The following is a 21,945-nucleotide window of genomic DNA, read 5'->3' as shown; positions in this document are numbered from 1 at the left end:
TCCACTGGGTCGTCGATCGTCGATCGCTGGGCGTGCGGAATTAGCGGTGCTCCGGCGGCGGTGGCGGCGGGCCCTGGTGGAAGAAGGGGCCGCCTCCGGGCCCGCCGGGGCCCGGTCCCATGTCCGGCCCGGGGCCCATTCCCGGCCCTGGTCCCATTCCCGGCCCGGGGCCCATCCCGGGTTCGGGTCCCATCCCGATCCGCACCGGACCACGGCCACCAGGACTACCAGGACCACCAGGACCGCCAGGACCGCCAGGACCGCCCGGCCCAGGAGTGGGCCCGCCTGCATGCACCGGCTCCAGCTCCGGTCGCGGTGACGGCGATCCGTTCTTCGACTGGTCGGCGAACTGCGTCCGGTACAGCTCGGCGTACAGCCCACCCTGTTCGAGCAATTCCTCGTGGGTGCCCGACTCCTGGACCCGGCCCTCGTCGATCACCAAGATCTGGTCGGCGTCGCGGATCGTTGCCAGCCGGTGGGCGATGACCAGCGAGGTGCGCCCCTTCAGTGCGGTCTTGAGGGCCTGTTGTACGGCCGCCTCGGACTCCGAGTCGAGATGTGCGGTGGCCTCGTCGAGGACCACGACGGACGGGGCCTTCAACAGCAGCCTGGCCATGGCGATGCGCTGCTTTTCGCCGCCGGAGAGCCGGTAGCCGCGGTCGCCGACCACGGTGTCGAAGCCGTCCGGAAGCGCTTCGATCAGCTCCCAGATCTGCGCGGCCTTGCAGGTGTCGATCAGGTCTTGCTCGGTGGCGTCCGGGCGGGCGTAAGTGAGGTTCTGGCGGATGGTGGTGTGGAAGAGGTGCGCATCCTGGGTGACCATGCCGACGGTGTCCAGCACGGACTCCAGGGTCAGGTCGCGCAGGTCATGGCCGCCGATGCGCACCGTGCCGGCGCCCGGGTCGTACAGGCGCGGCACCAGGTGCGTGATGGTCGTCTTGCCCGCTCCGGAGCGGCCGACCAGCGCGGTGAGCTTGCCGGCCGGTGCGGTGAAGGTGAGGTCGCGCAGGGTCCAGGCGTCGCCGGCTCGCTCCGGCATCGGCAGCGCGATCGATTCGAGGGAGGCGAGCGACACGTCGGCTGCCTTGGGATAGCGGAACGACACATTGTCGAACTCGACCGACACGGCGGGCGGCTGCTTGCCGTCGGCACCGCTGCCGGCACCCTTGCTGGCCCTGCTCGCCGCCGGCAGCTCTACCGCGTCCGGCTTCTCCGCGATCAGCGGCTTCAGGTCCAGGACCTCGAACAGCCGGTCAAAGCTGACCAGCGTATTCATCACGTCCGCCTGGGCGTTGGAGAGCTGGCCGATCGGCTGCATCAGCCGGGTGAGCAGGGTGGCCAGGGCCACCAGGGTGCCCATCTGGATAGTGCGGTCGATGACCAGGTGGCCACCGACCCCGTACACCGCGGCCGTGGCCAGCGAGCTGACCAGCATGGTGGAGAGGAAGAGCAGCTTCATGTGGACGGAGGTCTGCACACCCACGTCGCGGCTTCTGCCCGCCAGTCCCGAGAACTCGGCCGACTCCCGGCCGGGGCGACCGTACAGCTTGGCGAGGAGGGCGCCGGTGACGTTGAACCGCTCATGCATCATCGAGCCCATTTCGGCGTTGATCTGCATGTGCCGCCGCATGAGCCGCTGCATCCGGCGGCCGATGATCCGGCCGGGCACCACGAAGAACGGGGCCAGCAGCAGGGCGATCAGTGTGATGACCCACGACAGGTAGATCATCGTGATCAGGATGAAGGTGAGGGTGAGCGCGGCGGAGACGACGGTGGAGAGCAGCGAGGTGAGCGCCATTTGTGCTCCCATCACGTCGGTGTTGAGCCGACTGACCAGCGCTCCGGTCTGGGCCCGGGTGAAGAAGGCCAGTGGCTGCCGCTGTACGTGGTCGAAGACCTCGGTCCGCAGGTCGTAGATGAGCCCCTCGCTGACCCGGGCGGACACCCAGGCCTCCACGAATCCCAGCAGGCCGGACACGAGGGATAGTCCGGCGACGGCCACGGCTATCCATACGACGGCCGAGGTGTCGTTCTTGAAAATTCCGTTGTCGATGAGGTATTTGAACATCACCGGAATGGCAACCGCGATGCCGGCGTTCAGCGTCGTCGTCGCCAGCAGGCCCGCAATTAGACGGCGGTGTCGCCTGGCGTACGGGAATATTCGCTTAGCGGTGCCGGGCCTGACCTCTTGTCTCCCCATGGACGGATCCGGTCCGTCCCCTCGCACGATCACCGGTCCTGGGCCACCCATCATGGCCACAGTTACCACCTCTGTCCCGTTGTCTCGCCGTCCGGTCGGTCTTCGTCAGTTGACGGATTCGGCCGTGGCCTTCTCTCCGTCGGCCGCGTCCATCGCCTCGGCGAGGCTCCTCGGACGCATGTCCGTCCAGTTCTCCTCGATGTACGACATGCAGGCCGCTCGCATTCCCTCGCCGAAAACGACCTTCCAGCCGGCGGGCACCTCGGCGAATGCGGGCCAGAGCGAATGCTGGTTTTCGTCGTTCACCAGCACCAGAAAGGAACCGTTCTCGTCGTCAAAGGGATTCGCCATGACCACTCCCGTCAATGGGTTCACCAATGGGTTCACCTGGGCATGGCCAACAATAATCAGGGCCCTGGTAGACGACAAGCAGCGTAATTTGACAGCCCTGTCCAACCGCTCATTCTCGGCACTTGGACACGCTATTTGGACACGCTATTTAGACTTGTCGGCCTTTCTTCTCACCGCTCACGTCGCAGCGCCGGTGAGCTTGCGCTGTGCGGGAAAGGCCACCTGCACGACCAGGCCGCCGTCCGGGCGGTCCTGCGCCGTGAGTTCGGCGTCGTGTGCGGTGGCGATGGAGCGGACGATGGACAGGCCGAGGCCGTGGTGGCCGTCGTCGGCGTTGCGGCGCATCCGCTGGAAGGGGTTGAACAGCCGGTCGACCTGGTCCGCGGGGACCTGCGGACCGGTGTTGGCGACCCGGACGAAGGCCCGGCCGGAGCGGGTGCCGATGGTGATCTCCACCTGCCCGTCGGGGCGGTTGTAGTCGATCGCGTTGTCGAGGAGGTTGGCCAGCAGCCGTTCCACCAGCGCTGGGTCGCCGTGCAGGGCGGCGGGCTCGACATCGGCGACGAGCCGCAGGCCACGCCGTTCGGCGGCCGGGCGGAAGGTCCGTACGATTTCGTCGGCGAGGTGCGCCAGCTCCAGCGGCTCCGGCTGCTCGAGGCCGCGCTCGCTGGTCGCCAGGAACAGCAGCGACTCCAGCAGTCGGCCCTGCTGCTTGCTGATTGCCAGCAGCCGCTCGAAGTTGCTGCGGAAGGACTCGACCGTCGGGGCGCCGTCGATGAGGGACTCCTCGAGCAGCGCGTGCTCCAGCGTGAGTGGGGTGCGCAGTTCGTGCGCGGCGTTGGCGACGAAGCGTCTATGGGAGTCCAGGGCCGTCTCCAGTCGGCCGAGCAGGCCGTCCACCGTGTCGGCGAGGTCCTTCAGCTCGTCGCTTGGGCCGTCGACTGCCAGCCGCTCGTGCACATTGCGTGCCGTGATCTGCTGGATGGCAGTGGTCATGGAGCGCAGTGGCCGCAGCACCCGGCCAGCAACGACCCAGCCGAGCCAGATCGCGATCACCGCCGTGATCGCGAGCGCGATCGCCGACTCGAACAGCAGCCGGCTCATCATTTCCTCGTGGGTGCGGGCGGCCTGCTGCTCAAGTCCCTTCGTGAGCTGGTTCGTCGGGGCCGGCTGGCCGTCGCCGACGAACCGGCTCCGCCGCGGTGGCCCTCCCGACTCCGCCGACTCCTGTACGCCCTTGACCAGGACCGGCCCGCCGGTGGAGCCGGCCACCAGCAAATAGGTGATGGTGAGCAGCACCGCGCCGGACAGGACGAACAGCCCTCCGTACAGCAGGGTGAGGCGCATACGTACCCGCCGGGGCCGCAGCAGCGCGGCGGCCCGGGCGCGGGTGAGGTAGGTCGCGGTCAGCGGGAACGAGCGCATGACACCTCAGATCCGGTCAGATCCGGTACCCGCCGCGGGGTACCGTCTCGATCACGGGCGGGGACCCCAGCTTCGCGCGCAGCCGGTTGATCGTCGTCTTGACGGTGTTGGTGAACGGGTCCGTCGCGTCGTCCCATACCCGCTCCAGCAGTTCCTCGGTCGGTACCACCCGGCCCTCGGCGGCCATGAGGTACTCGAGGACCGCCAGTTCCTTGGGGTTGAGCGGCAGCCGCTCGCCGCCGCGAGTGACGAGCCGCTTGCCTGGGTCGAGCCGCAGGTCGCCGTGGTCGAGGATGGGCGCGAGCGCCTGCTGCGGGCGCCTGGAGATGGCGCGGATCCGGGCGATGAGCTCCGGATAGGCGAAGGGCTTGGGCAGATAGTCGTCCGCGCCCAGATTCAGCCCATCCACCCGCTCGGCCATCGTGCCGGAGGCGGTGAGCATCAGCACACGGGGCTGCTGCGGCTGTTCGGCCAGCGTGCCGCAGACGTCGTCGCCGTGGATTCCGGGGAGGTCCCGGTCGAGCACGACGACGTCGTAGTCGACGACGGAGGTGCTCTCCAGGGCGCGTTCACCGTCGTGTACGACATCGACGGCCATTCCTTCGCGGCGTAATACCCGCGCCACCGATTCCGCTAGCACGGCATGATCCTCAACCACCAGCACTCTCATCGCCCCACCTCTAGCGCAGCCCGGTCGCCTTCAGCCGATAACGCTATCGCTCGGATACGTCAGCTGGGCGTGAAGAATCCGGTCATCGCCTCGTTCACCGCGTCGGGCTTTTCCAGGCAGCCGAAGTGGCCGCAGCCGGAGATTTCGGTGTAACCGGCGCCGGGGATCGCCGCCGCGACCTCACGGACCAGGTGCGGGCGGGCGACGAGGTCGTCGGCGAAGCCGATGATGTGGCAGGGCACGCCGATCCGGCGGTAGGCGGGCAGCCGGTTGCCGATCAGCTGCAGGCCCAGCTGGGCGCGGACCGACCCGGGGGCGGCCCCGGACAGCTCGAAGACGGCCAGCCAGTCCTGTAGGCGTTCCTCGTCGTTGAGGGTTTCCGGCGACAGGTTCTGGATCGCCTGCGCATAGGCCGCGTACGCCGGCGGCAGGGCGCCGCTGTCAGCCAGTGCCAGGTCGGCGGCCGCCATGGCTTCGATCAGCGCGTCCGCCCGGCCACAGGAGGCGATCAGCACGGCCTGCCGGACGAGATCGGGGCGGGCCAGCAGCAGTTCGGCGACGATGATGCCGCCCAGGGAGAAGCCGACGACCCGGCACGGGCCCGCGCCCAGGTGCCCGATGAGGCCGGCGACATCAGCCGCCATGTCGTCGAGGGTGAACGGCTGAGGTCCGGCGTCAGTCGGCGGGATGCCCCGGTTGTCGACGGTGACGACCCGGTAGCCGGCCGCCTTCAGGGCGGGAACCTGGTGGGTGCGCCAGATCCGCCCGGGTGCGGCGGTTCCGGTGACCATCACCACCGGCTCTCCGGAACCGTGGTCGTCGTAGCTCAGCCTGATCCCGTTGACAGGCACCACCGGCATCGGGCATCCCCCCTTGCTCTCCGCTCACTTACCGGTCCAGACGGGTTCGCGCTTCTCCGTGAAGGCCTTGGCCCCTTCCGCCGCATCGCCGCTGCGTCTGCGGCGCTCCTCCCAGCTGTAGGTGGCGGTGAACGCGTCCGGGAGCGGCATGTCGACCGACGCCAGGGCGGCCTGCTTGATCGCCCGTACCGAGAGCGGGGCGCTGCGCACCAGGTCCCGCGTCCACGCCGTGACGCAGTCGTCCAGCCGGTCGGGCGGTACGACCTCGTTGACCAGGCCGTACCGCAGGGCCTCGGCGGCGTCGAGGTTGCGGCCGGTCAGCAGGTGTCCGAGCGCGACCTTCTGCGGCAGCTGCCGGATCAGCCGGAACGCGCCGCCCGCGCCGGGGATCAGGCCGAGCCGCGCCTCGGGCAGGCCGAACACGGCCCGCTCGGAGGCGATGATCAGGTCGCAGGCCAGAGCGAGTTCGAACCCGCCGCCGAGGGCGTAGCCCTGGACCCGCGCGAGGACCGGCTTGGACAGCGTGAAGCGGTCGGTGAGCCGCGGCCAGCCGCTCTGGCCGCGGCTGCCGAAGGTGGTCGGCGGCGCGCCCTGGGCGGCAAGGCGGGCGCGCTCTTTGAGGTCCTGTCCGACGCTGAAGGCGCGGTCGCCGGCCCCGGTGAGTACGGCGACGCGTACCTCGTCGTCGGCCTCGACGTAGTCCCAGACCGCGCCGAGCTCCTCGTGCATGCGCAGGTCCATCGCGTTGAGCACGTCCGGGCGGTCGAGCGTGACGTAGGCGACGTGGTCACGCGTGACGCACCGCACCCGAGGGCCGACGTCATTCATCCGGCGCGCCCCGCGAATCCGCCGACCTTGTCGATGACGTCCTCGCCGTACAGGCGCAGCGCCTGCTGCAGCGCGAATTCGGCCATGTACCGGCGGAATTCCTCCGGCGGCTCCTCGACGGCGTTCAGCATTCTGCGGTTCGCGACGACCGCCGGGCTCTGCATCTGCGCCACGCCGCGAGCCACGGCGGCGTCGAGCTCGCCGGGCTCCACGACCTCGTCGATCAGCAGCCGGGCGTCCGGTTCGGTCGCCCAGATCCGCCGCCCCGACAGGATGACCTGGCGGGAGATCCGCGGACCGGTGTGCCGGCCGAGGCGGAAGTTGGCGGCTCCCGGCACGATGCCCTCGCGGGCGGCCGGCAGAGTGAGATAGGCGTCCGACGCGGCGAGCACCTGGTCGCAGGCGAGCAGCAGCTGCATACCGCCGCCGATGGCGAAGGTGTCGACGGCCGCGATCCAGGGCTTTTCGACCGTACGGGAATGCCAGGACCCGGCGTGGTCGGTGAGCAGGCCGGTGACCAGCTTGCGGAGGTAGCCGAGTTCGCGGCGGAGCAGGAAGCCGGTCAGCGAGATGCCGCCGGCATGAAGGCTCTTGAGGTTGATGCCGGCGCTGAACACCCGCTTGCCGCGGTAGCGGGGATGGCTCATCTCCCCGCCCCGCAGCACGCCGACGCGCACCTCCTCGTCAAGGAGCGCGAGGTCCACGGCGGTCTCCATGTCGTCGACCTGCTCACCGTCCTCAGCGTTCAGGCAGTCGTCCCTGCACATCGTCAGGTGCGCGGCGCCGTCCCGCCGTTCCAGCAGGACCGAGCGGGTGCGCAGCACTCCGGTGCGGCGGAACTCCGGCAGCAGCCGCAGGGCGCGCGGTGTCGGCCGCAGCATCGCGTCCAGCACCCGCGGGCCCGCCAGCGGGGAGCGCAGCACTGCCCGCAGGAAGATGCCCTGGTCTATCTCCCAGCCCTCTTTGTCCGCCTGGCGGCGGCCGCGGTCGGCGGCGAGCTGCTTCTCCGTCGGCACCAGGCCGGGGCATGCGTCCGCGGCGGCTGCCACCAGTTCGTCGATGCGCAGCCCGTCGGCGAGCCGCTCGAATACGGCGTCGGCGTGTGTGTCGAGGTAGTGCACCCGCAGCGCGCGGGCCGCGTCCTTGGCGGCGGCGAGTTCCGCGCGCTGCGGGTGCGTGCGCGCACCGGGGTCGGGGAGCGCCGCGATCAGGTCCTCCACGCGGGCCGCCGCCTCCCGCAGGTTCGGCCAGATGTCCCGGTCCGTCTTGTCGGGTGCTGTCACGACGCTTCCTGTTGGGCCGTGCCGCGCAGCGCCCGGTCGCAGGCGGCCAGATGCGGGCCGAGCGCGTCCTCGAAGCTCATCGTCGCGGCGTCGAAGAGCAACTGCCGCCGGATCGCCAGCTCCTTGCCGACAAGACCGCTGGCGAGTCCGGCGACGGCCGCCGTGGCGGCGGCGGGCTCGTCGACGATCTCGTCGACGATGCCTAGACGCAGCGCCTCGGGAGCCTCGATCGGCAGGCCGAAGAGCACGGCGCGGCGGATCCTCGCCGTGCCGACCAGCGCGACGAGCCGGTAGCCCGCCATGCCGGGCCAGGTGGCGGTGGCGTCCCGGGGGATCAGCAGCCGGGTGCCGTTCGTCGCCGCGCGGACGTCCACGGCCAGGAACGCGTCGAGCGCCGTCCCTCCGCAGTCGCCGCCGGCGACCGCAACCGTGGCGACGGGGAGCCGTTCAAGGCGGCGCAGCGTCCGCTCCCACTTGCTGACCAGCATCACGTCGAGTCCGCTGGTCCAGTCGCCGCTGGGGGCGCCGGAGACGTGGACGGTGAGGATGCCGGAGCCGCCCTGTGCCTCGGCCCGGTCGCAGACCTGCTGCACGGCCGAGACGACGGCGGCCGACATCGGCTCGGTGCCGTCCACGGTCAGCGTCAACGCCTCTTTCACGGCGCTCTCCCGCCTCACCACTGGGCCAGTGCCGTCTCGAGGGTGGAGCCTGGCCCCATGGTCATCAGCACGCCGTACTCCCCTGGTTTGGTGACGCCTTCGTCCAGCAGCCGTTCGTAGGAGAAGAGGAAGGAGCCGCTGGACACGTTTCCGTAGTCGCGCAGCACGCTGGTGGTGTGCCGCACGTCGTACCTGGTCAGGCCGAGGTTCACGCCGACCGCGTCGATCACCTTCTTGCCGCCCGAGTGCACCAGCCAGTGGGTGATGTCGCTGCGCCGCAGGCCCGTTCCGGCCAGCAGCCGGTCCACGACGATCTCGGTGTGGGCGCCGACCACGTACGGGATCTGCGGGTCGAGGAAGAAGCTGAACCGGGCGAGGTCCCGGTCCCAGTCATAGCGCATGGCCCCGATGGCCTCGGGGATGATGCAGCTGGCGAACTTCAGCAGCCGCGGGCCCTCCTCGGCTCCTGCCGAGCCCGTCTGTTCGCCGGTCCGTTCGCCCGCGAGCAGCGCGACCGCGCCGGCGCCGTCGCCGAACAGGCTGTTCACGACGGCCGTGCGCATCGTCGAGTCCATCGCGTACGCCGCCGAGCAGGCCTCCGTGCACAGCACGACGGCGAGTTCGCCGGGGTGGGCCGCGGCCCAGCCGGTGACGACGCCCAGGGCGTTGAGCCCGGCGTTGCAGCCCATGCCGACGATGTCGGAACGGCTGCAGTGCCGGTCGATGCCCAGCTCCCGGATGAGCAGCGCGCTGAGCCCGGGGGTGAGGAAGCCGGTGGAGGTCACGCAGCACAGGTGGCGCAGGTCGGCCAGGTCGGCGCCGGCCCGCTTCAGGCAGGCGCGGAGCGCGTCCGCGCCCATCTCGATGGCCAGTTGCTTGTGCTTGGCGAGCAGGTCGCCCTGCGGCTCCGCGATCCGGGCCCCGGTGGTGTCCACGGCGGGGAGCGTGAGGTGGCGGCGCTCGATGGCGCTGTTGAGGAAGACGGAACGAACCCGGGGGTCGGTTATCGCGAAGGCGTCGAGCACCTCCTGCTGGCTGTACGAGGTGGGCGACACCGCCGTACCGACGCCGACGATCCGCGGGTGCAGGAACTCCCGCCTCGCGGTCAGGCCGGGCTGTGGTGCGGCCGGTGCGGATTCCTGGGGGGAATGCGGGCTTTCGAGTATGGCGGTCATCGGAACGTCCACCCCCACCTACGCGGCTTGCAGCGCAGCAGTCCTGAGTAGCTGGTCACGTCTCGTACCTCACCTTTCTCGTCCGGAATTCTCTGCCGCTATGAAGCGGGCAAGCCGCGCGGTGCCTTCTTTCATTTCCGCGGGCGTCAGATAGCTGATGGACAGGCGGATGCCGTTTTGGCCTCCGCCCTGGGGATGGAAGTTCCGCATCGGCGTCCAGATGACTCCGAATTCGCGCGCGGAGCGGGTCAGCGCGGCCTCGTCCGCCGCGAAGGGGACCCGCATGTTGAGGAAGAACCCGCCGGCCGGCTCGTTCCACCGCACCCCGAGCGCCGCACGGCGATCGGCGGGCAGCGCCTCGTCGAGATGCCGGAGCATGGCTTCCATGGCGTCGCCGTAGTAGTCGGCGGCTTTGGCGTTCAGCTCCGAGAGCCGGCCGTCGGCGGCGAGCAGCGCGCCGGCCACGGCGGCCTGGCTGAGCGATGGGGTGTTCACCGTCACCATGCTCTTGATCTTGGCGAGTTCGGCTGCGAGCAAGACCGTGCCGCCGGCGCCGTCGTCGACCCGCTGGTCGGCGACGACGAAGCCGACGCGGGCGCCGGGGAAGACGGTCTTGGAGAAGGAGCCCAGGTGCACCACCGAGCGGCTGGTGTCGAGGGACTTCAGCGACGGCAGCCGCGGGCCGGGGCTCACCATCCGGTACGGGCTGTCCTCCACGATCAGGAGGCCGTGGCGCCCGGCCACGCGAAGGAGCGCCCGGCGGGCCGGCTCGCTCATGGTGGTGCCCGCCGGGTTGGCGTGGTCGGGCAGTACGTAGAGGGCGCGCGGGCGGCGGCCGCGGGCCAGTTGCTCCTCGATCGCCACCTCGACGTCGCCGGGGTGCAGCCCGTCCTCGCGTTCCTCGACCGGGTGGACGGCGATGTCCAGCAGCCGGGCCGCGCCGGTGACCCCCACGTAGCAGGGGCTGGAGACCAGCAGCACGTCGTCGGGGCCGGCCATCAGTGCCCTCAGCACCAGGAGCATCGCCTCCTGTGCGCCGACGGTGACCACCAGCGACTCGGCCGGAACGTCGATATCCTCGTCGGCCCGCAGCGAATCGGCGATGATCTCGCGGATGGTGCCCGCGGTCGGGCCGTATTGATAGAGGGCGGTCCTGATCTCCTGGGGCGAACTCCCCTGCGCGGCAAGGTGGTCGAGGTAGCCGCGGATGTAGGTGAAGACCTGCTCGGTGTCGAAGAAGCCGTCGTACGGGCGGCCGGGGGCAAAGGAGATCGCATCCGGATAGCGGAAGGTGATCTCGTTGAGGAAGTTCATCGTGTCTAGCACCGGGTCGGCGAGGGAGCCGTGCAGGTCCTGCCTGAGTAAATCCGCCGACGCAAACTGCTGCATTATCATGAACTCCCTCAAAAGGCCGCCTTGCAATTCAATGAAGATTAATTTCCAGCTTCAGCATCACACGTGCACCAGGATTCGACAACGGCGTCCAACCGGGCGCGGCGAACTCCTGGACAGGGGAAATTAGGATGCGGCGGGAAACCACGAAATTGCGAATGGACCGAGCCCGTCCAAACGGCTGAATTCGCCACTTGGACGGCCCGGTCGGGCAGTCACGATCAATTATTCCTACGCTATGGCCTCGTGTTCCATGCGCGCGGCGATCTCCTCCCAGACGCACGCGCACTCGCGGGCGAGGCTGGTCACCATCCCCACACAGTGCGGGGGCACGCTGTCGATGATCGCCTGCCACTCCGCACCGGTGAGGGTGTGGAAGTTGAACAGCCGCAGCAACGTACGTCCGGTCTCGTTGAACCGCAGGGCGGGGTCGGATTTCAGCCGGTCCACGGCCGCCGCCCGCGCCGCGATCCGCGACCTGCTGATCGCCTCACCATCGCTGGTCACCGCGGGCGGCTCGGTCCTCGCCCGCTCGGCGGACGTTGCCGGGGCCGCGGACGCGGGCCCCGGACGCGCCCGCACGCGCGGCTTCGGCAGCGGGTCCTCGCCGCGGTGCAGCCGGTTTCTGACGTCCCTGGCGGTCTCCGGCGATATCCGGGCCTCACGCGCGATCTGCCGCAACGACAGCCCGGGATTCTCCTGGATGAGCTTGCCGGCCAGCGCGCGCCCGGCGGCGATGTTGACCGGCCGGATCCGCCCGTCCTGGCCGATCCTGCTGCCTTCGATGAGGGTGTCCCCGGCCGCCCGCCGGCGGATCTCGGACACGGTGCCGGGCGACAGGCCCGTGGTCGTGGCGATCATCCGGTCCGACCACTGCGGGTGCGTCGTGATGATCCGCCCCGCCGCCCGCTTCCGGTCCGCCACCGACAGCGGCAGGCCATGCGCGACGTTCGACTCCACCGCGAGCACGAAGGCGTCGGATTCGCTTCCGTCGAAGTACGTTACGGGGATCTTTTCATCCCCTCGAAGCTGCGCCGCCCGTAAGCGGTGCACCCCGTCAATCACCCGCATGGTCGGCCGGTGCACCAGCACCGGAGGAAGCGGAACCCGAACTTCCACTAAGGCCTGTACATGGTCCTGATCTTCGCCCGCACTACGCGGCGAAGTGGCGACGAACAATGAGCCGATCTCGACTTCGACTTCCATCCCTTTATGGATCTTCCCCACGGCTGAGCGCATTGGATTTCTCCCCCCGCAATGCCACCGCACGTGCCGCATAACAGCACTGTTAGCCGGTGCGACCATAGCACCGTCCGTCGACTCCGATAGGAATCCGGACGCCGCACGCGCCTTCAGCGGGGGTCGGCCAGGTGCCTCAGGAGCGGCCAAGAACGTTTGGCTCCGCCACCTCGCGCAAGGGAATAAACGCAGGTCCGACGGATGTGTACGGCTGAATTCCGCCGACATTCGACGGAATTCGAACAGCTGGCAATCCGTACCCGCACAGCCAGTCGGCCAAATTGGCCCGAAACAGAGGAACGCGCGAATCCGTTGTCCCGCCGGCGGGACAACGTGGCGAACGCCCTACGGTGAAAACGGAGTTTCAGGCTTCGAAAGAGGCATCGAGCAGGGCCGCGGATTCCCCGGGATCGTCGGCCGCCTCGTCCAGCATGCGGACAATCCACTCCAGCAGGTCGAGCCCCGCCGCCGCGGCAGCCCTTTCCCAGCGGACCCGGCGATCGGACGGCAGTTCGAGCTGCACCTGCGGGTCAAATGACCCTCCGTCAGAATCACGCCGAGTCCGGATCCGGCGACGCAACTCATTCCGCGACCAGCCGCCCTGCTCGGCCCGGGTCAGCCAGGCCTCCCGCTCCTGCGCAGGGTATCCGGCCACCTCGGCGTGGTGCTGGAAACTGAGCTGCGCATGCCGCCGGGCAGGCTCGAACTTACCGGCGACCCAGGCGTAGTTGCGCAGGGTCTGGTAGTCGAGGCCGGTGTCGGCCACCGCCTTGCGGTAGCGGTCGGGGTACTCTTTCCTGCCGTAGATCAGCCAGTCGCCCAGCCACCATGCCGACGAATCCGATACCACGAATATCTGTCGGCCGATATGGCGCCACTGCGCCAGCGGAAGACCAGGGGACAGCGTCAGCGCGGTGCGCCGGGTCGCCACCCGGGCGTCCGATGTGACCCGCGCCTGGCCCTCGACCGGTGACTGTGCCGCCTGCTCGATCCCGCGCGCCGCTCGCCCTGCCGATGTGCGCAACTCATCGCCCCCTTGATCACTCGCTCATCCTCCACCTCGGGTGGTCTCGGCGGGGTAACAGGACCAGACGAGATGGCCGCGGAGCGCCTCCTTCCTCCTTCCTGTCATGTGGCCCTGTGTTACGGCGGAGTGACCCGTTCCCTTGTCTACTGGTCGCACAGTCCTCAGCCCCGCGAGCAGATGCAGGAGGCCCCATGGCCACCGCTACCCGGCGCTGCGCCGAATGCGACGCAGAGTTCGCCTGGACCAGCCGGAACCCCACCCGCAGGTTCTGCGGCCCTGGCTGCCGGGCCCGGTGGGGGCGGGCGCAGCGGCTGCGGGCCGCCGAGGCACCGGAGCCTGCGGAGGTCCAGTACGCGGCCGAGCCCGGCGCCGGCCTGGGCGTCCGCCACGAGTGCCCCAACTGCGGCGAGCACCTCACGGTCATCAACCTGCTCGTCCCCGACGCCCGCTGACGCGGGCCCAACTTCTCCCTGTCCAACCAGTCGCTTCTGTCACTTGGACGGCGCTCCGTGCATTCTTGGCGAGGCATTCGACGCTATTCACGGAGGGGACGACAGATGAGACGCGCTTGGTGGATGGTGGCTGGGCTGGTGACAGCGCTGACCGTGCCGACTGGCGCGGCGGACGCCAAGGACGGCGTACGCCCGCAGATCCAGTCGCTGGACGGCAGCGGCAACAACCGGGCGCACCCGGACTGGGGCCGGACCGGCAACCCGTATGCGCGCGTCACCACCCCGAATTACGCCGACGGACACAGCGCCCCCGTCGCCGGCCCCGACCCCCGCTACGTCAGCAACCGTATCTTCGGCGACGAGGAGGTCCTGGGAGCGGGCGACATACCCGCGGTGAACATCTTCTCCGAGCGCCAGGTCAGCCAGTGGGGCTGGACCTGGGCGCAGTTCCTGGACCACACCTTCGCGCTGCGGCTGGGCGAGCAGGCCAGTGACCCGCAGGGCGAGCGGGAGGACATGAAGGGCGACGGCAGCGATCCGCTGGAGCTGATATCGGGCAAGCACTATCTGCCGTTCGTACGGTCCAGGCCGGCCGCCGGCACCGGCGTGACCAACGCGCGCCAGCAGGTCAACATGCAGAGTTCCTACCTCGATGCCTCCGGTGTCTACGGCACCAAGAACACCCGTCTTGACTGGCTCCGGCAGGGTCCGGCGGACGGCGATGTGGCCAACAACGGGGCGAAGCTGCTGCTGCCTGAGGGCTATCTGCCCCGCCGGGACGCGCGCGGCAACGCCTCGGCCGCTCCGGCCACGGACATCGACGGCCAGCTGCGCGCCGATCCGGACAGCGCGACGGTCGCCGGGGATGTGCGGGTGAACAACAACATCGCGGTGACCGCGGTCCAGACGCTGTTCGCCCGGGAGCACAACAGGGTCGTGGACGCGCTCCCCGCGTCGCTCAGCGAGGAGGAGCGGTTCCAGATCGCCCGGCGGGTGGTGATCAGCGAGATCCAATACATCACCTACCGCGAGTTCCTGCCCGCCATGGGGATCGATCTGCCGCGCTACCGGGGCTACGACCCGAAGGTGAACACCACGCTGTCCAACGAGTTCGCCGCCACCGGCTACCGGGCGCACAGCATGATCCACGGCGGCTTCTCCGTCACCCAGCCCGCCGACCGCTATACGCCGGCGCAGCTGGAGGCGTTCCGGGCCGCGGGCCTGCCCGCCTTCCTCACCACCGACGGCAAGGTGGTCATCGAGGTCGACATGGTGCACACCCGCGACAACCCATCGCTGGTCAAGGGCCTGGGTCTTGGCCCGACGCTGCAGACCATCGGGGAGCGGGCGCAGTACCGCAACGACGAGACGGTCGACCACCTGCTGCGCAGTGTGCTGTGCGGGCCGGAGAGCGCCGACCCGAAGTGCGTCTTCGACCTGGGCGCGACCGACCTGGCCCGCAGCCGCGACCACGGCATGTCGTCGTACAACGACATGCGCCGGGCCTACGGCCTCCCGCCCGCCCGGTCGTTCACCGACATCACCGGCGAGGCCACCGACGCCTTCCCGAAGGACCCGGAACTCACCCCCGGCAACGAGATCAACGACCCGGACAGCACCGACTTCACCAATATCACCAACCTCTTCGGCAGCAAGGTCGGCCACCGCAACGACCCGCGCGACCACTCCGCCATCAGCTACACCAAGCGCACCACGGTCGCCGCCCGGCTCAAGGCGATCTACGGCTCGGTCGACCGGGTGGACGCCTACGTGGGTATGCAGTCGGAACCGCACCTGAAGGGCTCGGAGTTCGGCGAGCTGCAGCAGTCCATGTGGGCGCGGGAGTTCCGGCGGCTGCGCGACGGCGACCGGTTCTTCTACGGCAATCAGGCCGGTGCCCTGGAGGCGATCTCCAAGAAGTACGGCATCGACTTCCGCCACAGCCTGGGCGACCTCATCGCGGCCAACACCGACATCAAGCGCGCCGAGCTGCCCGGCACGGTCTTCTTCCCCCGCGGCGAGGTCCCGGCCGGCTCCTGCCGGGTGAGCTACGCGGCGGAGCCGAAGGCCGGCGGCGAGTTCACCGGCACCATGAAGATCAAGAACACCGGTCGGACGCCGCTCGCCGCCTGGTCCGTGCGATTCCGCTACGCCGACGGCCAGCAGATCAAGCAGGCGACGGGCGCCGAGGCCATCCAGAACGGCACCGACGTCAGCGTGCAGAGCCCCGGCTCAGACGGCGCCCTGGCCCCCGGCCAGTCCCGCCGGGTCTCCTTCACCGGCACCATGCCCGGAGCCAACAGCACCCCGCCCGGCTTCAACCTCAACACCACCGGGTGCGCCACCGGATAGCTGAATCCGGGGCGGCGCGACCTTACACACCATGGCATGACCACCACAGTCCACGCCTTTCACCGCCGACGACGCGCTCGGCGCCGCGACGCCACTGACCTCGTCGGGCTCATCAGGTCAGGCGATGTCAGTGCACGCGAGGCAGGTCCGCTGACCGGGGTGCCGACCTTCGGCGGACAACACACCGACTACCGCGCGCTGCCGACGGGGCACGGCAGCGCGGGTCAACCGCACCCCGGTGCATGCACAGGACGTCCGTGTCCCAGGCCCCGTCGAGGCCCTGGCGGTCGTCGGCGGCCCAGGAGCCGAGCCCGATCCACAGTGACCCGGTTTCCGCTCTACACGTATGCGCGTCCGCGGGGCTGATTTCGCAGCCACGCACCCATTGGGCCTGCACACTCCCGGGAGTGTGCAGGCCCTACGTGTGCGTGGAGATCAGTTGTCGACAAGGTAGAGCTTGACCTTGGCGCCCTTGCCCTTGCCGAGGTCCCAGTCGATGTCCTTTTCGTTGAGCCAGCCGCAGACCTTGGTGGAGCGCCAGCGGCCGGTGTTCATGTTCTTGCCCTTGGCCTTGGCGCAGTCGTTGTCGGCGCGGGTGTCTTCGATCTTTCCGCGGACCTTGACGCGTCCGCTTTCGCAGGTGATGGACCATTCGGCGTAACCGCCGGGGACGGAGACCTCGTTGCCGGTGTCGGGGCAGGAGCCCATGACGGCCGGTTCGTCGGCAGGTGCCGGGGTGGCGCCGGTGGCGGCGGTGACGGTGCCAGCAGTGACGAGTGCTGCTGTGAGTGCGAGTGCTGTCTTGCCGTGTCGCATTGGGTGTTCTCCCCCGTGTGCCGCGGTGGTTGGGGGCGGCACGTGCCCCGTTGCCGCGCTGGTGGGCGGACTTTGCTTTCTATCGTGGCCGTGACGGCCGGTCGGGTCGTGATGACGATGTTGAGCCTGCTGCTGATGGGCACACGGGCTCAATGCCTTTCGGACCAGTTCGAAAGGCGCAGTTGAAATCCTGATCACGTCGCCACGACCCGGCTCGCATCCGAGGCCGGAGAATCCTGGAGTCGATACGTCCCCGGCAGCCACACACAGTCACCGGCAGGCTGGACTTCAGCGCGGGCGCCGTCCGGCCATCCCGGCCGACAGGACCGACGACGGGCGCCCGCATACTCTGGACTGCCGATCCATCGCCACTTGGGTTCTAAAGGTGGTTGCAACACCTGACCCTGCGGGGTGTGCAATGGCCAAACCACGGCGGCGCGCCGCGAGGTGGGGATCAACGGCAGGACCGGGACCCGCTGGCGGTACGGACGTAGGGAAGTCGACCGGACCGGGCGCGAGCACGTCCATGCGCCGATCGCCGAGGAGCGGCATCGCTATGCGACTTCGGACCGGTTCCTGGCCGAGGACGAGCGGCTCGTCATCGCCGATCTGCCCCGGTCCGGGAACGCACTGCACGCGATCGCCCGGGAGCTCGGCCGGAGCGCAGCCACGATCAGCCGGGAGGTGGGGCGCAACAGCGACCCGCGCGCCGGCAAGTACCACCCTTTCCAGGCTCAACGCCCGACGGCCGTGCGCCGCGCCCGCTCGAAGGAGGGCAAGATACGGCGTGGAGCCCAGAGTGGACCTTGCCAGGCCCTGCGTACCGCTTTCCCGGACGAGCCCGAGGGGCACCTCGCGCCTCCAGGCCTCTCTGCCGCCGATCAGGGCCAGCGCCCACCACAGACCACGCACGAGGGTGCCGCGCACGAAGCCCATGTCGATCCACTGCCCGCCGGACCAGTACACGATCGCGAGCAGCACCGCCGTGGCAAGGCGAGACAGGGGGGAGACTCAAGGCCTGGGCCCACCGGTTGTTCGCGAGGTAGCTGAGTACAAGACCGGCGACCGTGGCGGTGACGGCGGTGGCCGTCGTGATCGGACGCCGAAAGGAACGGTGGTGCCGCGAGGAGGGGCTTCGGGCGTGCACGAATCCATCGTGAGGGCGTCCTTCGTACGCGGCGACCGGAAGGCCGAGTCGCCGCACGTACGCGTTGGACTCAACCTGAAGAGATGGAAGAGCGCGCCTCCCGAATGTGTCGGCTTCGGACCGTCGCCTGGGTCGTGGCGGTGCTGTGCGTGGCGGTCCTCGCCCTGACGGCCACAGCGCGCAACACAGTCCTCAACTCCCGCTTCTACCAGGGCGTGCTGAAGGACCAGCATGCCTACGACCGCCTCTACAACGAGGTTCTGGTCGACCCGCAGAGCCTCCCGGTCGCCCGCGACCTGCTGGGGCGGCTGCCGGTCCCGGAGTCCGCGGTGACGTCCAACCTGAAGATCGTGCTTCCCCCGGAGACCTTGCGCGCCATGGCCGACCGGCAGATCGAGGAGGTGACAGGCTATCTGCGGGGCGAGCACGAGACGCTGCGCCTCACAGCGGACCTGCGGCCGGTGCTCACCAATGTCGGCGACCTGGCTCAGACGTACTTCGGCGATCTCGTCGCCTCCGTGCAGCGGCAGCCGGAACCCGACTTCCCCGCGTTCCTCGCGGACCTCGACCAGGCCGCGCGGACCGTGACCACCGGAGAGCCGCCCGCCGGCCTCCCCACCTTCGGCCTGTCCAGGGACCAGGCAGTCCCTGCGGCCCGTGCGCTGCTCCAGGTGGTGCCCGAGGGCAGCCGCGACGCACTGCGTCCCGAGGTCGAGGTAGCCCTGGAGAGCGGTGATGTGGCGTCGGCGCTCGCCGCCGTCGGCCCCGAGGCGATCTCCGACCGCACGCGCCAGGCCACCGAGCAGCTGCGGGCCACCGTCGGCGGCGACACCTGGAACATCACCGCCGACCTCGAAACGTCGCATGACGCGCTCGCCCCGTTGCACCAAACCCGCTCTGTCACGCACCTCGCCCAGGCTGTGGTCGAACCGCTCGCCACCCTGCTGGGCGTCGCCGCCCTGGCGTTCCTGTGGTTCTCCGGGCCCCGGGCCCCAACGCGCCGGCTCATGGGGCTCGGTTGGGCGCTCGCCGCGGGTGGGCTGCTCACCGGCCTTGCCGCCCTGTTCGCCCGCGCGGCCACAGACGACGGGGTGATCAACACGCCCGCGTCCTGGCCGGGGTCCGTCTCTCGGCTCGTCGAGGACGTGGGGAACGCCGCCCTGGACGGCGTCATCGGCACGGCGACCGTGACCGCGTACATCCTGCTCGTGGCGGGCGCGCTGCTGGTCACCGTCAGCTGGGTGTGGCAGGCGGGACCGGCCCTCACGGTCAGCCCACGCCGCGTTCAGATGCTCGCCGTCGGGGTGGCCGGGGCCGCGCTCGGGGGCGTCGTCCTGGCCCCCCTGGCGGTCGGCCGCTCCGAGCAGCGGGCCTGTCAGGGCAGCGCCCGGCTCTGCGACCGTCCGTACGACGAGATCGCCCAGCTCACCTCGCACAACGCGATGTCCACCACGGCCGACCACTTCATCGGGCCGCTGCAGGACCCCGGCATCACGGTCCAGCTGAACGGCGGGGTACGCGCCCTGCAGATCGACACCTACACATGGGAGGGGCCCGAGCAGATCGCCGAGCGCCTGAAGGGCTCGGACTTCTCGCCCCGTCTGCAAGGGCAGATCAAGGCCGCGATCAACAAGTTCAACCCGCCCCGTGAGGGCCTGTGGCTGTGCCACTCGGTATGCCGGGCCGGGGCCATCGGTCTCGTGCCCACGCTGCGTGAGACCGGCGCCTGGCTGCGCGCCCACCCCACCGACGTGGTCACGCTGATCGTGCAGGACGCCATCAGCGCCGAGGACACCGCCGTCGCCTTCGAGGAGGCCGGGCTCATGGATCTGCTGTTCACGCCGGACACGGACCCGGACGAGCCGTGGCCCGACCTCGGCGACATGATCGACAGCGGTCGGCGCCTGGTGGTGTTCGCCGAGCGCGAGGACGGGCCCCAGGCCTGGTACCGCAACTTCTACCGGTACGGCATGGAGACCCCGTTCGCCTTCCGCAGCCCCGAGGACATGACCTGCGTCCCGCACCGGGGCGGCGAGGACAAGCGGCTCTTCCTGCTCAACCACTTCATCACCATCGACGGTGGCAGCCGCCTCGACGCGGGCACGGTCAACCGGCGTGATGCGGTCCTCGACCGCGTGCACGACTGTGAGCGGCAGCGCGGCAGGCCGGTGAACTTCGTCGCCGTCGACTACCTGAACATCGGCGACGCGAGGGGTGCGGTCGACGCTCTCAACGCGGAGCGCTAGATCACTTGCGTAGGTTTCCGAGGCGTATGGGGCTGGGTGAGCATGAGGGGTCGATGACGGTGGCCAGGTACAGGAACTTCCCGCTCTCCAGAGGGAGGTAGACATCCGATGCAGAAGAACCGTCAAATGGCTGAGACTCGGTGAACGAGTGCCGCCGGCACGCCCGGGTCATCAAGACCATCGCCCGCGACGCCTACGGCTTCCGCAACCCCGGCCACAGAACGTCCGTCCTAGCAGCCCTTGAGTAAGGCATCTCGCCCCATGCCTGTATCAGAAGCCCTTCAGAACACGATCAAGTGCCGCGCGGCCTACAGGTCCCCAGTTCGGCTTGCCGCCGGGGAGGCCCCGATCTCCGTTCTGCCCCATGAGCATCAAGAAGAGGCTCTTCATAGCGGCCAGCCCGCGGGCGCGCCGGATCGCCGCCTCGTCTGCATGCGCGTACATGTCGAAGAACCGTGACGCCGTGCCCGCGGGTAGCAGCACCCATGCGGCGGCGAGGTCCCACGCCGGATCGCCGGCGAACATGTCACCGAAGTCGACGATGCCCGAGAGCGTTCCGTCCGAGACGACGACGTTCGCGGGATGGAGGTCGCCGTGCACCCACACCGGCGGGCCCTCCCACGCGTGGGCCGCAACGGCGTCGTCCCAGACGGACCGGACGTCGGCAGCAACGTCGTCGGGGGCAACGGCCTGGAGCAAGTTCTCGAAGCCGTCCGTGCAGTTCCTGGGATGGGCACCGCGGTCCGTAGTGGCCGGCGCCGCGGCGGGCGCCTCCACATGGAGCGCCTGGAGGAAGCCCGCCAGCGTGTCGGCCGCGTGGGTGCCGCGGCTGATCGAGCCGTGGTCCAGCGGCTCGCCGGGAACCCACGTCATCACGGTCCAGTGCTTGGGGAAGCGCTCGGAGGGTTCACCGAACCGCACCGGGGTCGGCACCGGAAGCGGCAGACGCGGGGCCAGCATGGGGAGCCACCGCCGCTCCTTGAGCTGGAGATCCGGGGTGGGATCCATGCGCTGCATACGCACGGCCAACTTCCCCCCAAGGCGCCACATTTGGTTGCCCCAGCCGCCCTCCACCTCGCGGATGGCCAGCCCTGCAAGGTCTGGATGTTGCTCCTGCAGCAGGTCACGGACCAGGCCTGCGGTGATCTCGATCTCGGAGTCGGTCATGCGAAGTCAGAGTACTGATGCGACAGGCGGAGCGGCCCCAAAGTTCATCGACACCAGGCGTCGTCCCGGCGCCGGGACCTCGCCTCACGACAGACGGGGCGCCACTCTGAGCAACCGATACCAATGCTCTGACCAGCAGCTTTGCCACACTCGCCAGCTTGACCACCTGACCTGACGACACCGGGGGGGCCGAACACGCTCCGGGCGATCGACTGCGTTTCCGAACCGGTGAGCGACACAATCACACTTGGGTGCGGCTCCTTTCAAGGGACAGGCGGAGCTGGGCATTTGCCTGGTCGGCTGGGTCGAAGGCCGTAGAGATCGTTTCGGAATCAGCAGGTCACACACTCCCACCACCGAAGAAGGCGCGGCTGAGGGAGGTAACGCCCACCCCGGCCGCGGTCAGCGCCCGGTAGCAGACGTCGTCCTCCTTCCGCTGGCGGGTCGCCTCCCGGTGCACTTCTCCGTACAGGCTCAGCACCTGGTGGTGCTGCCCGCCCTCCCGCAGGCCCAGAACGATGTCGCTGCGCACGATCCGGGCCCCGCCGGAGAAGAACCCCTCGTACACCAACAACACGCGCAGCTCGTGCCTCGCACACGCACGACCACCCGCCTTGCGCCAGAATCGAACCATCCCCACGAAGTGCGGGTCAGTC

19 protein-coding genes are annotated in these 21,945 nt (G+C 69.4%); 4 read left to right on the top strand and 15 right to left on the bottom strand.

Annotation, left to right across the window (positions count from 1 at the left end; translation table 11 throughout):
- Window positions 1-40 precede the first annotated feature (40 nt).
- The 12 genes from ACGFSB_RS29235 to ACGFSB_RS29180 all read right to left on the bottom strand — a co-directional run bounded on the left by ACGFSB_RS29235 (window position 41) and on the right by ACGFSB_RS29180 (window position 13,106).
- Window positions 41-2,254, bottom strand: coding sequence for an ABC transporter ATP-binding protein (locus ACGFSB_RS29235; RefSeq protein WP_393405448.1), 2,214 nt, complete (start codon window positions 2,252-2,254; stop codon window positions 41-43).
- Window positions 2,255-2,305: 51 nt separating this feature from the next.
- On the bottom strand, window positions 2,306-2,551 hold the full coding sequence (locus ACGFSB_RS29230) for an MbtH family protein (protein WP_393405383.1): 246 nt from the start codon (window positions 2,549-2,551) through the stop codon (window positions 2,306-2,308).
- 177 nt (window positions 2,552-2,728) lie between these two features.
- Window positions 2,729-3,976: a sensor histidine kinase gene (locus ACGFSB_RS29225; protein ID WP_393405381.1), complete on the bottom strand. Its 1,248-nt coding sequence runs from the start codon at window positions 3,974-3,976 to the stop codon at window positions 2,729-2,731.
- 16 nt (window positions 3,977-3,992) lie between these two features.
- Window positions 3,993-4,646, bottom strand: coding sequence for a response regulator transcription factor (locus ACGFSB_RS29220; protein WP_361823912.1), 654 nt, complete (start codon window positions 4,644-4,646; stop codon window positions 3,993-3,995).
- Window positions 4,647-4,705: 59 nt separating this feature from the next.
- On the bottom strand, window positions 4,706-5,506 hold the full coding sequence (locus ACGFSB_RS29215; protein ID WP_393405378.1) for an alpha/beta fold hydrolase: 801 nt from the start codon (window positions 5,504-5,506) through the stop codon (window positions 4,706-4,708).
- Window positions 5,507-5,530: 24 nt separating this feature from the next.
- Window positions 5,531-6,334, bottom strand: coding sequence for an enoyl-CoA-hydratase DpgD (gene dpgD / locus ACGFSB_RS29210; RefSeq protein WP_393405376.1), 804 nt, complete (start codon window positions 6,332-6,334; stop codon window positions 5,531-5,533).
- Window positions 6,331-7,617: a (3,5-dihydroxyphenyl)acetyl-CoA 1,2-dioxygenase DpgC gene (gene dpgC, locus ACGFSB_RS29205; RefSeq protein ID WP_393405374.1), complete on the bottom strand. Its 1,287-nt coding sequence runs from the start codon at window positions 7,615-7,617 to the stop codon at window positions 6,331-6,333. The genes dpgD and dpgC overlap by 4 nt, the downstream gene beginning before the upstream one ends.
- A complete protein-coding gene (gene dpgB / locus ACGFSB_RS29200; protein WP_393405372.1) occupies window positions 7,614-8,276 on the bottom strand; it encodes an enoyl-CoA-hydratase DpgB in 663 nt (220 codons plus the stop codon). The genes dpgC and dpgB overlap by 4 nt, the downstream gene beginning before the upstream one ends.
- A gap of 14 nt (window positions 8,277-8,290) precedes the next feature.
- A complete protein-coding gene (gene dpgA / locus ACGFSB_RS29195; RefSeq protein WP_393405370.1) occupies window positions 8,291-9,451 on the bottom strand; it encodes a 3,5-dihydroxyphenylacetyl-CoA synthase DpgA in 1,161 nt (386 codons plus the stop codon).
- 69 nt (window positions 9,452-9,520) lie between these two features.
- Window positions 9,521-10,840 carry a PLP-dependent aminotransferase family protein gene (locus ACGFSB_RS29190; protein ID WP_393405368.1) on the bottom strand — a complete coding sequence of 440 codons (1,320 nt, stop codon included), beginning with the start codon at window positions 10,838-10,840 and terminating at the stop codon, window positions 9,521-9,523.
- Window positions 10,841-11,074: 234 nt separating this feature from the next.
- Entirely contained in the window at window positions 11,075-12,049 is a 975-nt protein-coding gene (locus ACGFSB_RS29185) for a ParB N-terminal domain-containing protein (RefSeq protein ID WP_393405366.1), read from the bottom strand.
- 397 nt (window positions 12,050-12,446) lie between these two features.
- Window positions 12,447-13,106: an LmbU family transcriptional regulator gene (locus tag ACGFSB_RS29180; protein WP_393405364.1), complete on the bottom strand. Its 660-nt coding sequence runs from the start codon at window positions 13,104-13,106 to the stop codon at window positions 12,447-12,449.
- A gap of 194 nt (window positions 13,107-13,300) precedes the next feature.
- Here ACGFSB_RS29180 and ACGFSB_RS29175 point away from each other — a divergent pair, with 194 nt between their 5' ends.
- Both ACGFSB_RS29175 and ACGFSB_RS29170 read left to right on the top strand, forming a co-directional pair.
- The gene (locus tag ACGFSB_RS29175; protein ID WP_393405362.1) at window positions 13,301-13,561 is read left to right on the top strand and encodes a hypothetical protein; all 261 of its coding nucleotides are present in this window, start codon (window positions 13,301-13,303) and stop codon (window positions 13,559-13,561) included.
- 138 nt (window positions 13,562-13,699) lie between these two features.
- Complete coding sequence (locus ACGFSB_RS29170) at window positions 13,700-15,913, top strand: peroxidase family protein (protein ID WP_393405360.1); 2,214 nt, start codon at window positions 13,700-13,702, stop codon at window positions 15,911-15,913.
- A 435-nt stretch (window positions 15,914-16,348) separates the two neighbouring features.
- Here ACGFSB_RS29170 and ACGFSB_RS29165 read toward each other — a convergent pair whose 3' ends face one another.
- Entirely contained in the window at window positions 16,349-16,729 is a 381-nt protein-coding gene (locus ACGFSB_RS29165) for a hypothetical protein (RefSeq protein WP_393405358.1), read from the bottom strand.
- Window positions 16,730-17,140: 411 nt separating this feature from the next.
- Between ACGFSB_RS29165 and ACGFSB_RS29160 the strand changes: the two genes are divergently transcribed.
- Window positions 17,141-17,779 carry a helix-turn-helix domain-containing protein gene (locus tag ACGFSB_RS29160; protein ID WP_393405356.1) on the top strand — a complete coding sequence of 213 codons (639 nt, stop codon included), beginning with the start codon at window positions 17,141-17,143 and terminating at the stop codon, window positions 17,777-17,779.
- Window positions 17,780-17,959: 180 nt separating this feature from the next.
- Window positions 17,960-20,122 (top strand): hypothetical protein, encoded by a 2,163-nt coding sequence (locus ACGFSB_RS29155; RefSeq protein ID WP_393405354.1) that lies wholly within the window; start codon window positions 17,960-17,962, stop codon window positions 20,120-20,122.
- Window positions 20,123-20,392: 270 nt separating this feature from the next.
- On the opposite strand, the gene ACGFSB_RS29150 is transcribed toward ACGFSB_RS29155, so the two are convergent.
- Window positions 20,393-21,289 (bottom strand): aminoglycoside phosphotransferase family protein, encoded by an 897-nt coding sequence (locus ACGFSB_RS29150; protein ID WP_393405352.1) that lies wholly within the window; start codon window positions 21,287-21,289, stop codon window positions 20,393-20,395.
- A 340-nt stretch (window positions 21,290-21,629) separates the two neighbouring features.
- The gene (locus tag ACGFSB_RS29145) at window positions 21,630-21,866 is read right to left on the bottom strand and encodes a hypothetical protein (protein WP_393405350.1); all 237 of its coding nucleotides are present in this window, start codon (window positions 21,864-21,866) and stop codon (window positions 21,630-21,632) included.
- Window positions 21,867-21,945 lie beyond the last annotated feature (79 nt).

Origin of the sequence: Streptomyces sp. NPDC048441 (genome assembly GCF_043200235.1) — a bacterium.
Lineage (GTDB): Bacteria > Actinomycetota > Actinomycetes > Streptomycetales > Streptomycetaceae > Streptomyces.
This window is presented reverse-complemented; position numbering and strand designations above follow the sequence as displayed.

Coding starts and splice junctions, on each gene's coding strand:
- ACGFSB_RS29235 (WP_393405448.1), bottom strand. CDS start 2,254: ATGATGGGTGGCCCAGGACCGGTGATCGTGCGAGGGGACGGACCGGAT.
- ACGFSB_RS29230 (WP_393405383.1), bottom strand. CDS start 2,551: ATGGCGAATCCCTTTGACGACGAGAACGGTTCCTTTCTGGTGCTGGTG.
- ACGFSB_RS29225 (WP_393405381.1), bottom strand. CDS start 3,976: ATGCGCTCGTTCCCGCTGACCGCGACCTACCTCACCCGCGCCCGGGCC.
- ACGFSB_RS29220 (WP_361823912.1), bottom strand. CDS start 4,646: ATGAGAGTGCTGGTGGTTGAGGATCATGCCGTGCTAGCGGAATCGGTG.
- ACGFSB_RS29215 (WP_393405378.1), bottom strand. CDS start 5,506: ATGCCGGTGGTGCCTGTCAACGGGATCAGGCTGAGCTACGACGACCAC.
- dpgD (WP_393405376.1), bottom strand. CDS start 6,334: ATGAATGACGTCGGCCCTCGGGTGCGGTGCGTCACGCGTGACCACGTC.
- dpgA (WP_393405370.1), bottom strand. CDS start 9,451: ATGACCGCCATACTCGAAAGCCCGCATTCCCCCCAGGAATCCGCACCG.
- ACGFSB_RS29190 (WP_393405368.1), bottom strand. CDS start 10,840: ATGCAGCAGTTTGCGTCGGCGGATTTACTCAGGCAGGACCTGCACGGC.
- ACGFSB_RS29185 (WP_393405366.1), bottom strand. CDS start 12,049: ATGGAAGTCGAAGTCGAGATCGGCTCATTGTTCGTCGCCACTTCGCCG.
- ACGFSB_RS29175 (WP_393405362.1), top strand. CDS start 13,301: ATGGCCACCGCTACCCGGCGCTGCGCCGAATGCGACGCAGAGTTCGCC.
- ACGFSB_RS29165 (WP_393405358.1), bottom strand. CDS start 16,729: ATGCGACACGGCAAGACAGCACTCGCACTCACAGCAGCACTCGTCACT.
- ACGFSB_RS29155 (WP_393405354.1), top strand. CDS start 17,960: ATGGAAGAGCGCGCCTCCCGAATGTGTCGGCTTCGGACCGTCGCCTGG.
- ACGFSB_RS29150 (WP_393405352.1), bottom strand. CDS start 21,289: ATGACCGACTCCGAGATCGAGATCACCGCAGGCCTGGTCCGTGACCTG.